This window comes from Roseateles saccharophilus (assembly GCF_004342485.1).
Taxonomy (GTDB): Bacteria; Pseudomonadota; Gammaproteobacteria; order Burkholderiales; family Burkholderiaceae_C; genus Pelomonas; species Pelomonas saccharophila.
The window spans coordinates 239,037-250,088 of record NZ_SMBU01000004.1 but is presented as its reverse complement, the minus strand read 5'-3'; the positions used below and the strand labels follow the sequence as shown (position 1 = coordinate 250,088).

Genomic DNA, 11,052 nt, shown 5'->3' with positions numbered 1-11,052 from the left:
AGGGCTATGACGTGGCCTACGTCGAAGCCGATGGCGCTCTGGCCCGCTACGCCCTGGCCGACGCCGACGAGCGCGCCAGGCTTCTCAAGGGCTGGGTCGCGGCCGACCTGCTGCTGCTGGACGACCTGTTCCTGGCCCGGCGTATCGGGGAGCACGCCGCCGAGCTGCTGCAGATGCTGGTCCACCAGCGCTACAAGCTGCGCCGCTCCATCGTGATTACGTCCAACAGAATCGTCCAGGACTGGGGCCGCTACCTCGGCGACGCCACCATGGCCACCACCATCCTGGACCGGCTCATGCATCGCTGCGCGATGCTCGAGTTCGAGGGCAAGAGCTACCGGCTCAAGGAGGCCTCAGCCCGCCTGCTCATCACCTCGGACCCCACATAATCCCTGCGTCCTGCCCGGAGCAGTTTGGGTGGCCACGAGTGGAGCAGTTTGGGGTGGCCATCGGGGCACTCGGAGGCGCCTGATCGAGTACGAAGTCGCCGGGCCTGAGTTGGTCGTCGTGCTTGCCGTTCGCCATCAGCGAGAGCAAGACCTCCACTGAACTCGCCTGGCGCCGGGGACTCCCAGGCTGCCACGTCAGAACAGCGACTGCTTGCGCAGGACGGCGCCCCTGGGGCTTTGCGCCTTCGTCAGCTTGTCTACGCCCTTCAGGTCAGCCGCCGTCAGAGGACAGTCGTCGGCCTCATAGCCAGGCATCATTTCCTGGTTCGTCGTCATATTCAGACCTTCCGTGCGGGGATCGTGATGGCACTTCTGCAACCTGCTGCTCGCCCCACTCGCATCTACGTTCGTTGGCACGCGGCACTTCTACCGGGGCCAGTAGCTGCACACTCCAGTCGATGTTTGTTGCAACGCGCGGGCCGAGTTGGTGTTTGTCGCGAATAAGTCAACCCCATTGCGAGCCTTAACTCGCTGATTTAAAATGATTTTTTCTTAACCTTGGACGGGCTGTCTTTGACGGGCAACTGATCAGGCGCCAGTCGCCAGTACCCGCCCAACCAGCGCGACCAGTTCCCGAAAGATGTCTTCCTTCTCGAGGATCGCGCGCACGCCCAGCGAACGCGCCTGTTCGCGCAACTCGTCGGTGATCAGCCCGGAACTGATCACGACGGGCAGGTCGGGTTGGATGGAGGCGATCTCGCGTGCGACATCGAGCCCCGATCTGCCCGGCATGTTGAAGTCCGAAACGAACAGGTTCACCGCGTCGGGCGCCTCGCGAACCGTCGCGAGCGCGGCGGCCGAATCCAGGAAGCCGCTGCAGCGATAGCCGGCGCGTTCGAGCAGCCGCATGACAACGAGCATGACGGTTTCATCGTCGTCGAGATAGATCACATGCTCGCCGTTACCGGGCGCTGGCGCTTCTGCTGTCGGCTCGACGGCCGGGGCCCGCAGTGTGGCCGCCACGGCAGGCAGATAGAGGTGGAATGTGCTGCCCTGCCCTGGCGCGCTGTCGACGGCAACGCTGCCATGGTGCGCGACGATGATGCCGTGAACGACCGACAGCCCGAGCCCCGTGCCCTGCCCCGTCGGCTTGGTCGTGAAGAAGGGTTCGAAGATGCGCTCCCGTGTCGCGGCGTCCATGCCCGTGCCCGTGTCGCTCACCCAGAGGTGGGCGTAGGGGCCGGCAACCAGGCCAGACAGCGCTCGCGCCGCCATCGCGTCCAGGTGCACCGTCTCCAGGCCGATGACGATCCGGCCCGTTTCGCCACGCAGGGCATGCCACGCGTTCGTGCATAGATTCATCAGGACCTGCTGCAGCTGTGTGGCGTCCCCATCGACATACAGGGGGGCCTCGCACAGATCCAGGACGAGATCGACGCCCGCCGGTAAGGTCGCCCTCAGCAGGCGATAGGTTTCGTCGACGATGGGCCGCAGGGCGATGTTGCCCAGCTGCTGGGGCTGGCGGCGGCTGAAGGTCAGGATCTGGCGCACCAGGTCCCGGGCGCGCAGGCTGGCCTTCTGGATTTCGCCGAGCATCGCCAATGCCGGATGGCCGGCCACGAGTTCGCCACGGGCGAGCTTCACGTTGCCCAGAATGGCGCCGAGGATGTTGTTGAAGTCATGCGCGATGCCGCCCGCCAGCGTGCCGAGCGACTCCATCTTCTGGGCCTGGCCGAGCTGGGCCTCGTAGCGGCGCAGCTCCATCTCCGCCTCGCGATGCGCGGCCCGGCGGGCGGCCTGCACCAGTTCGCGCTCCAGCACGGGCGCGAGCCGGCTCATGTTGTCCTTCATCACATAGTCGTTGGCGCCGGCCTTCATCGCGACCACCGCCGTTTCCTCGCCGATCGTGCCGGAGACGAAGATGAAGGGGATGTCCAGGCCGGTGGCGCGAAAGGTCGCGAGCGCGTCCAGGCCGCCGAACCCGGGCATGCTGAAGTCCGAGATCACCGCGTCCCACGGGCCCTCGACGAGGGCGGCTTCCAGCGCCGCCCTGTCCTGGACACGATGGAAATCTGGCGCGAAACCGGCCCGGCGTAGCATGAGCATCGCCAGCCGGACATCGTTCTCGGAGTCCTCGACCGCCAGAAGCTTGATCGGCCTTGAGGTCATGATGAAGTCGTAGAAGGTGGAAGCTGATTGAGGGCGAGCCAGTAGATCCCGAGCACCTTGACCGCCTCGACGAACTCGGTGAAGTCGACCGGCTTGCGCACATAACTGTTGGCACCCAGCTTATAGCCCGCGACGACATCCTGCTCCTCTTTCGAAGATGTCAGGATTACCGCCGGCAGCATCGCGGTGCGCGGATCGGCGCGCAGCGCCTTGAGCACGCCGAGCCCGTCCAGCTTGGGCAGCTTGAGGTCCAGGATCACCAGCGTCGGTAGCGGCGCGCCGGCACGGTCGGCATGGGCGCCGCGCGCAAACAGGAAGTCGAGCGCTTCCACGCCGTCGCGGGCGACGACCAGCGGGTTCATCAGGTGGCTGCGCTTGAACGCACGCAGCGTCAGTGCGACGTCGTCCGGGTTGTCTTCAACCAGCAGGATGACCTTGCTCTCGTCGCTCATCGGTTTGCTCCATGATTCGGAAGAAAAAACTCGCCCCATTGCCACTGCTGGCCTTGGCCCACAGCGGCCAGCCATGCCGTCGCATGACACGCTGCACGATGGCCAGGCCGACGCCGGTGCCGGGGAATTCGCTCTCGTGGTGGAGGCGCTGGAAAGCGCCGAACAGGCGCTCGGCATAGGCCATGTCGAAACCGGCGCCGTTGTCAGAGACAAAGCAGACCCGGTCGGCGCCCTCCTGCCGCGAGCCCACGCGGATGACCGCATCGGCGGTTTTTCCAGTGAATTTCCAGGCGTTGTCGAGCAGGTTCTGCAAGGCGATCTGGATCAGCTCCTTGTCGCCCCACACCGGGATGCTGGCGTCGATTTCCCAGCGGACGCTGCGCTCTGGATGTGCCCGGTCGAATGCGGCAGCCATCTCGCGTGCGATCGCACCGATGTCGACCTTCTGCATGCGCAACTCGGCCCGCGTCACCCGCGCCAGGCCCAGTAGTTCGTCGATCAGCCGGCCCATGCGCTGGCTGGCGGCACGGATGCGATGCAGATGGTCGCGCGCCTCGTCGTCGAGCCGGTCGCCGTAGTCCTCCAGCAGCGCCAGCGAGAAGCCGTCCATGCTGCGCAGGGGGCTACGCAGGTCGTGCGAGACCGAGTAGCTGAACGACTCCAGCTCCTTGTTCAGCGAGGCCAGTTCCCGGTTGCTGAGTTCGAGCTTGCCGAAGGAGTCGTGCAGCGTGCGCGTCATTTCGTCGAAATGCCGCGCCATCTCGCCCAGCTCGTCGGTGCTCTCCACATCGAGCTTGAAGGACAGATTGCCGGCCGCCACCTCGCGGGTGGCCTGCTCCAGCCGCGCAATCGGGTGCAGCACGTCGCGCCGGGAAATCCAGACGGCGGCGGCGGTGATCGCTGCCATCAGCAGCAGGCCCGCGGCCGTCAACAGGACGACGCGCCGCTGGGCCGCGTCGATGCGCACGCCGGCATCCTCGATCAGCTGCGCTGCGACGACGAGGCTCTGCTGCTGCAGGATCAGCAGCCGGCTGGACAGCTGGATCTCGAAGCGATGCCGGATCTCGTCGACCACGCCGGCGCCGGGCTCCGGCCCGACCTCGCCGAACAGGCGATGGCTGGCCTCGCTCTGGGTGCGCAGGTCGGCCACCGTCTCCGCGGAAGCGGCGTTCAGATGGGGGGGCGACTCGCGGAGCAGGCGTTCAAGACGTTGCCAGACGGCCTGCTCCTGCAGGCGGGCGCGCTCCCGCCGGTTGAGCATGTATTCGAAGGTCACCATGCGCATGTCGTTGAGCGCACCGGCGATCTCGGCGCTGTAGCGGCGCTGCTCGACCGCTGCCCGCACCTGGTTGTTGGCCCAGCCGATGCTGACCGCGATCAGCACCATCGCGCCGAACATCAGCGCGGCGCCGATCCGGGCTTTGCTGCTGATCTTCATCTCACCACCGTCACCCGTTCGGGCCGCACCGCCGCCAGTGCATCGAGATAGAGATGCGGCAGGAAGTTGGGCATGGGCTGCGCGGGCGCATAGCCACGGGCCATCGCCCAGACCGCCACGTCCTCGAGCGTGACCAGCAGGGATTGCTGCTGCTCCAGCTCGAGCGACAGCGTCCGCCAGGCGGGTTCCAGGGCTTCGGCGTCGAGCTTCAGGCGCTCGGCCAGCAGGGCCTTGGCCTGCTGCGGTTCAAGCTGGACGAAGTGTTCGGCGTCCTGCAGGGCCAGCATGAGGCGGCGCAGGGCCTCGGGGCGCGCAGACATGAAATCCTGGCGGCCGGCCAGCACATAGTTCTGTGCATAGGCATCGGGCGCGCCGAACGAGGCGATGGCATGGCCCAGCGTGGCCTCGGCTTCGTGCCTGACCGGCTGCCAGGCCGCAATGGCGTCGACGCTGCCATCGCGCAGCGCCGCGTTCAGGCGGCCGGGCGGCAGGTCCACCAGGGTCAGCGACTCCGGCGCCAGGCGATGGCGCACCAGGAAGGCCCACAGGAAGAATTCTCCGCTGGTGCCGAGGGTGACGCCGACGCGGTGGCCGCGCAGGTCGGCCGCGGCGTTGATGCCGCGATCGCGCCGGGCCAGCACGGCCAGTTCATTGGACGCGCTGGCCATCGTGGCGGCGATGCTCAGCGGTGCGCCGTTCAGCACCTCGATGACGACCGGCACGTCGGCCGAGGCGGCCAGATCCGCGCCGCCGCGCAGCAGTTCGGCCAACGCAGCCTTGCCATGGCTTTGCGGAAGCAGGGTCACCGCCAGGCCGCGATCGGCAAAAAAGCCCTTGGACGCCGCGATATGCACCAACCCGGCGTGCGGCACCAGCGGGAGCGCAATCGACAGGCGCTCGACCGCCAATGCAGGGGATTTCTGGTGGCGGCTCAACGCATAGGCTGACGCCAGCGCGGCAACGGCAGCCAGGCCGATCATCAGGCCGCGGCGGTTCTGGCCCGAGCCGGCAAGACGCTTAGCGCTCACTAGAGCCTCCATCGACCAATTGGGCCCAGCCGGATTCTGCTCAGGCATCGGGTTGGGCAGGAGCTGAAACCCTCCGGTCGAGCGTAGCGTACGGGCGTGGCCTTTGTGTTGCAAGACCGACGCTTTGTCTGCGCCGGCGTTGCTGCCTAACCACCAATTGCAGCGGCATTTCATGCGACGGCACCTGCCTGCAGCGGCAGCCACCCGTTGCCGGGCTCGGATCGGGCGCCCGCCGGGCTATGCGAACATGAAGAGTTTGTGCCGGGCGGGTTTTCCCTACCCTGCAGGTCAAGTCATCTGTGTCCCGCCTCAGCCAGTAACAACACCCATGTCGCATCGCCACGACGCAAAAATGCTGGATTCTTCCGCCCCCCCCTCTGTGGACGCTCCCGGCGAACGTCCTGCCAATTCAATCGCCTGAGGGGCCGCGCGTGGGATTCAAGCTGCTGGTCGGCCTGGTCTGGCTGCTGAGCTGGTTGCCTTTTCGCGCGATCGCGCTGCTGGGCTGGCTGGTTGGCCACCTGATCGCCGGCCTGCCGTCCTCGCGGCGGCGCATCGGCGCGCGCAACCTGGAGCTCTGCCTGCCCGACTGGCCAGCTGCGGAGCGCCGCCGGCTGCTGCGGCGCAACTTCGTTGCCATGGTGCAGATGCTGCTGGAGTACGGCTACTGCTGGTTCGCATCGCCCGAGCGATTGCGCCGATTGATGCGCATCGAAGGCCTGGAGCATCTGAAGGCGCTGGACGGGCGGCCCGTCGTGCTGATGATGCCGCACTTCACCGGCCTGGATCTGGCCGGCCTGCGCATCTCGATGGAGACGCCGGTCGTCAGCATCTACTCGCGCCAGAAGAACGCTTGGCTGGACGAGTTCTTCCGCACGCGGCGGCTGCGCCTGGGCACCGGCATCATCTTTTCGCGCCAGCAGGGCACGCGGGCCGTCATCCGCGCGCTGCGCGACGGCTACCGCCTCTACTACCTGCCCGACCAGGACTTCGGCGCCCGGGACTCGGTCTTCGTGCCCTTCTTCGGCGTGAACACGGCCACCATCACCGGTCTGTCGCGCATGGCGGCTGCGGCCCATGCCGCCGTGCTGCCCTGCTACCCGCGCCGCGAGCGCGACGGGTACACCCTGGTCATCGAGCCGGCGCTGGCCGATTTCCCGAGCGCAGACGCGGCGGCCGATGCGGCGCGGATGAACGCCGTCATCGAAGCCCAGGTGCGCCGACAATTGCACCAATATTTCTGGCTGCACAAGCGCTTCAAGTCGCGCCCGCCCGGCGAGGCCGACCTCTATGCCCGCGGCTGAGCCAGCCCACCGCCATGCCTCACGACATTCCCTACATCAAGCTCAGCATCGTCGCGATCTTCGTCGCGAGCACGGTCTATGTGCATTTCCGCGGCCGGGTGCGCCTGCGCTTCTTCCGGCAGCTGATGGACCACTCGACCTTCATGGCGCCCATCAACTGCCTGATGTACATGTTCTCGCGGCTGCCGGCCAAGCCCTATCTGCCGGTGGCGGGTTTCCCGGAGCTGAAGCTGCTGCAGGACCACTGGCAGGACATCCGTGCCGAGGCTCATCTGCTGGCCGAGGCCGGCGAGATCAAGAAGAGCGACAAGTACAACGACGCCGGCTTCAACAGCTTCTTCAAGACCGGCTGGACGCGCTTTCACCTGAAGTGGTACGGCGACGCCCACCCGTCGGCGCGCGAGCTCTGCCCGGTGACGACCGAGCTGCTGCAGCGTATCCCAAGCGTGAAGGCGGCGATGTTCGCGGCCCTGCCGCCGGGCGGGCGGCTGGTGACGCATCGCGACCCCTTCGCCGGCTCGGTGCGCTACCACCTCGGCCTCGTCACGCCCAATGACGACCGCTGCTACATCTCGGTGGACGGCGAGCGCTACAGCTGGCGTGACGGTCAGGGCGTCATCTTCGATGAGACCTATCTGCACTACGCCGAGAACCAGTCGGACCAGATGCGCATCATCCTGTTCTGCGACGTCGAGCGGCCGCTGAACAACCCGCTTGCCCGCTGGTTCAACCATTTCATCAGCCACACGCTGATCCGTGCCGCTGCGGCGCCCAACTCCGACACCGACAAGACCGGCGGCATCAACAAGCTCTTCGCCTATGTGCAGCAGGTGCGCCTGTTCGGCAAGCGCATCAAGGCCAGGAGCCGCTTCGCCTACTACGGGCTGCAATGGCTGATCTTCGGCGGCCTGTTCGTCTGGTGGATCTTCGGCTAGGGCCGGCCCCGCCTCCGGGGCAACCCTGAATGACGAACGGCCCGCCGCGGCGGCCTCGCTAGGCTGGAGGGTTCAGAGCATTCTCTCCCCTCCCCATGCACCGTCTGAAGACCCTGCCCGCGCTGCTGCTTGCCGCCGCCCTGTCCGCCCAGGCCCAGGAGGCCGTGCCGGCCAAGCCCGCTCCCTGGAACGTCAACGCACCGCCCGGCGTCGCCAGGACGGCCAGCATCGACGTGAAGACCGGCACCTGGATGAGCGTGGACGTCAGCCCCGACGGCAAGACCCTCATCTTCGACCTGCTCGGCGACCTCTACACGCTGCCCATTGGCGGTGGCGAGGCCAAGGCCCTCACCCATTCCATCGCCTGGGAGCAGCAGGCGCGCTTCTCGCCGGACGGCAAGCAGATCGCCTTCCTCAGTGATGCCGGCGGCGGCGACAACCTCTGGGTCATGAACGCCGACGGCAGCCAGCCGCGCGCGGTCACGCAGGAGGACTTCCGGCTGCTGAACAACCCGGTCTGGCATCCGAACGGCCGCTTCCTGCTGGCGCGCAAGCACTACACCGGTACGCGCAGCGCGGGCTCGGGCGAGATCTGGCTCTACGCAGTGGACGCCGACGCAGCCAAGAACAAGGGCGTGCAGCTCAACGAGAAGCCCAACTGGCAGAAGGACCTGGGCGAGCCGGCCATCTCGGCCGATGGCAAATACCTCTACTACAGCCAGGACACGACGCCCGGCCGGTTCTTTGAATACAACAAGGACGGCACGGGCGGTATCTACACCATCTTCCGCCAGGACCTGGCCGACGGCTCCGTGGAGCCCTTCGTGCAGGGCCCCGGCGGCGCGGTGCGGCCCACGCCCTCGCCCGATGGCAAATACCTGGCCTTCGTGCGCCGCGTGCGCAACCAGAGCACGCTGTTCCTGAAGGACCTTGCCACCGGCGTCGAGCGCCCGGCCTGGAGCGGCCTGTCGCGCGACCTGCAGGAGATCTGGGCGATGTGGGGCGTCTACCCCAGCTTCGCGTGGCTGCCGGGCAGCCAGGAGCTGGTTGTCTGGGCCGAGGGCAAGATCTGGCGCGTCGACCCCTTCAAGGGCACGGCGGCCGAGATCCCCTTCCACGTGAAGGACACCCGCGAGCTGCGCGAGCCGATGCGCTTCGCGCAGACGGTGGCGCCGGACAAGTTCGCCGTGCACCAGCTGCGCGGCGCCCAGATGTCTCCGGACGGTCGCCGCGTCGTCTACTCGGCGCTGGGCTCGCTGTACCTCAAGGACTTGCCCGACGGCACACCGCACCGGCTGACCAAGCAGGCCGAAGCCTTCGAGTTCGCACCGAGCTGGGCGCGCGACGGCAAGAGCCTCGTCTACGCGACCTGGCGCGACGACAGCCAGGGCACGATCCGCCGCCTCGACATCGCCTCCGGCAAGGAGGCCGTCCTCGTCAAGGAGCCCGGCAAATACGTCGAGCCGCGCCTATCGCCGGACGGCCGCCAGCTCGTCTACCGCAAGATCAGGGGCGGCGGCCTGACCAGCCCCTGGCATAGCCTGGACACCGGCCTCTACCTCGTCGCGGCCGACGGTTCTGGCAAGCCCGAGCGCATCAGCAAGGACGGCAGCGGCGCGCAGTTCGGCGCGCGCAGCGACGAGCTCTTCTTCACGAAGACCAGCAGCCCCAGCGAGGTCGACCAACGCTTCTCGCTGATGCGCCTGAACCTGCACGACCACGGCGAGACCGAAGTCGCGCGCAGCGATTTCGCCAGCGAGTACAGCGTCTCGCCGGACGGCCAATGGCTGGGCTTCGTCGAGCGCTCCCACGCCTATGTGACGCCGCTGCCCAATGTGCAGGGCCAGTCCGGCAAGGCCATCACCGTGGGCGCCAAGATGGACGCGCTGCCGGTGCGCCAGCTCGACGCCGACGCGGGCAGCACGCTGCACTGGAGCGGCGACAGCCGCCAGCTGCACTTCACGCTGGGCGACGAGCTGTTCACGGCCAGCGCCGCGGGCAAGGCCAAGGCCAGCAGCCAGAAGATCGGCTTCGAGCAGGCCAGCGACAAGCCCAGCGGCAAGCTCGCGCTGACCGGCGCGCGCATCGTCACGATGAAGGGTGACGAAGTCATCGAGGGCGGCACCATCGTCGTCGACGGCAACCGCATCGTCGCCGTCGGCAAGGATGTGGCCGTGCCGGCCGATGCCAGGCGCATCGACGCCGCCGGCAAGACCATCGTGCCCGGCTTCATCGACGCGCACTGGCATGGCTCGATGAGCGATTCGGGCCTGATTCCGCAGCAGAGCTGGGTCAACCTCGCATCGCTGGCCCTCGGCGTGACGACGCTGCACGACCCGTCGAACGTCAACGCCGCCGTCTTCACGCAGAGCGAAATGCAGCGCGCCGGCCTCGTGCTCGGCCCGCGCATCTACTCGACCGGCACCATCCTCTACGGCGCCCGCACGCCCTTCACCGCCGTCGTCAACAGCCTCGACGATGCGCTGACCCATCTGCACCGCCAGAAGGCCGAGGGCGCCATCAGCGTGAAGAGCTACCAGCAGCCGCGTCGCGACCAGCGCCAGCAGGTGCTGGAGGCGGCACGCCAGACCGGCATGATGGTCGTGCCCGAGGGCGGCGCCTTGTTCCAGATGAACATGAGCATGGTGGTCGACGGGCACACCACCGTCGAACATGCGCTGCCCATCGCCGAGGTCTGGGACGACGTCAAGCAGCTCTGGAGCCAGCAGGCCACCGGCTACACGCCGACGCTCAACGTCGGCTACGGCGGCCTGGACGGCGAGCACTACTGGTATGCCCACACCGACGTCTGGAAGCACCCGCTGCTGAGCCGCTACGTGCCGCGCAGCGTGCTGGAGCCGCGCTCGGTGCGCCGCGAGACCGCGCCCGAGGAGGACTACAACATCCTGCGCGTGGCCCGCACCGCGACCCAGCTGTCGCGCGCCGGCGTCAACACGATGATCGGCGCCCACGGCCAGCGCGAGGGCCTGGGCACGCACTGGGAGATGTGGATGTTCGTGCTCGGCGGCATGACGCCGATGGAGGCCCTGCGCACCGCCACCATCAACCCGGCACGCAATTTCGGCTTCGACAAGGATCTCGGCTCGCTGGAGCCCGGCAAGCTGGCCGACCTCGTCGTCATCGACGGCAACCCGCTCGCCGACATCCGCCAGAGCGACCGCATCGTGCAGGTGATGCAGAACGGCCGCCTCTTCGATGCCGCAACGATGAACCAGCTCGCCCCCTCGCCCAAGGCCCGCAAACCGCTGTTCTTCGAGGGTGCCGACGGCCGCAGCATGCCGGTCGAACTGGAGAACGCGCACGGGGACGACTGAGC

Annotated in this window: 9 protein-coding genes; 4 read left to right on the top strand and 5 right to left on the bottom strand. The window is 67.4% G+C overall.

The window, feature by feature from the left end; genetic code table 11:
• Nucleotides 1-389, top strand: a 389-nt coding sequence (locus tag EV671_RS05755) for an ATP-binding protein (RefSeq protein ID WP_132570333.1), incomplete at its 5' end; no start/stop codon positions are given.
• Between the two features lie 195 nt (nucleotides 390-584).
• Here EV671_RS05755 and EV671_RS26670 read toward each other — a convergent pair.
• The 5 genes from EV671_RS26670 to EV671_RS05735 form a co-directional block, all read right to left on the bottom strand.
• Nucleotides 585-725: a hypothetical protein gene (locus EV671_RS26670; RefSeq protein WP_165917479.1), complete on the bottom strand. Its 141-nt coding sequence runs from the start codon at nucleotides 723-725 to the stop codon at nucleotides 585-587.
• A 252-nt stretch (nucleotides 726-977) separates the two neighbouring features.
• Nucleotides 978-2,558, bottom strand: a complete 1,581-nt coding sequence (locus EV671_RS05750; RefSeq protein WP_132570332.1) for a hybrid sensor histidine kinase/response regulator — start codon at nucleotides 2,556-2,558, stop codon at nucleotides 978-980.
• Nucleotides 2,555-3,010, bottom strand: coding sequence for a response regulator (locus EV671_RS05745; RefSeq protein ID WP_132570331.1), 456 nt, complete (start codon nucleotides 3,008-3,010; stop codon nucleotides 2,555-2,557). Before EV671_RS05745 ends, EV671_RS05750 begins: the two co-directional genes overlap by 4 nt.
• The gene (locus tag EV671_RS05740) at nucleotides 2,976-4,448 is read right to left on the bottom strand and encodes a sensor histidine kinase (protein WP_132570330.1); all 1,473 of its coding nucleotides are present in this window, start codon (nucleotides 4,446-4,448) and stop codon (nucleotides 2,976-2,978) included. The genes EV671_RS05745 and EV671_RS05740 overlap by 35 nt, the downstream gene beginning before the upstream one ends.
• Nucleotides 4,445-5,476 carry an ABC transporter substrate-binding protein gene (locus tag EV671_RS05735; RefSeq protein WP_165917478.1) on the bottom strand — a complete coding sequence of 344 codons (1,032 nt, stop codon included), beginning with the start codon at nucleotides 5,474-5,476 and terminating at the stop codon, nucleotides 4,445-4,447. Before EV671_RS05735 ends, EV671_RS05740 begins: the two co-directional genes overlap by 4 nt.
• 431 nt (nucleotides 5,477-5,907) lie before the next feature.
• On the opposite strand from EV671_RS05735, the gene EV671_RS05730 reads away from it, so the two are divergent.
• The 3 genes from EV671_RS05730 to EV671_RS05720 all read left to right on the top strand — a co-directional run bounded on the left by EV671_RS05730 (nucleotide 5,908) and on the right by EV671_RS05720 (nucleotide 11,050).
• Entirely contained in the window at nucleotides 5,908-6,780 is an 873-nt protein-coding gene (locus tag EV671_RS05730) for an LpxL/LpxP family acyltransferase (RefSeq protein ID WP_132570328.1), read from the top strand.
• 14 nt (nucleotides 6,781-6,794) lie between these two features.
• Nucleotides 6,795-7,715 carry an aspartyl/asparaginyl beta-hydroxylase domain-containing protein gene (locus tag EV671_RS05725; protein WP_243655593.1) on the top strand — a complete coding sequence of 307 codons (921 nt, stop codon included), beginning with the start codon at nucleotides 6,795-6,797 and terminating at the stop codon, nucleotides 7,713-7,715.
• A gap of 95 nt (nucleotides 7,716-7,810) precedes the next feature.
• Complete coding sequence (locus EV671_RS05720; RefSeq protein ID WP_132570327.1) at nucleotides 7,811-11,050, top strand: amidohydrolase family protein; 3,240 nt, start codon at nucleotides 7,811-7,813, stop codon at nucleotides 11,048-11,050.
• Nucleotides 11,051-11,052 lie beyond the last annotated feature (2 nt).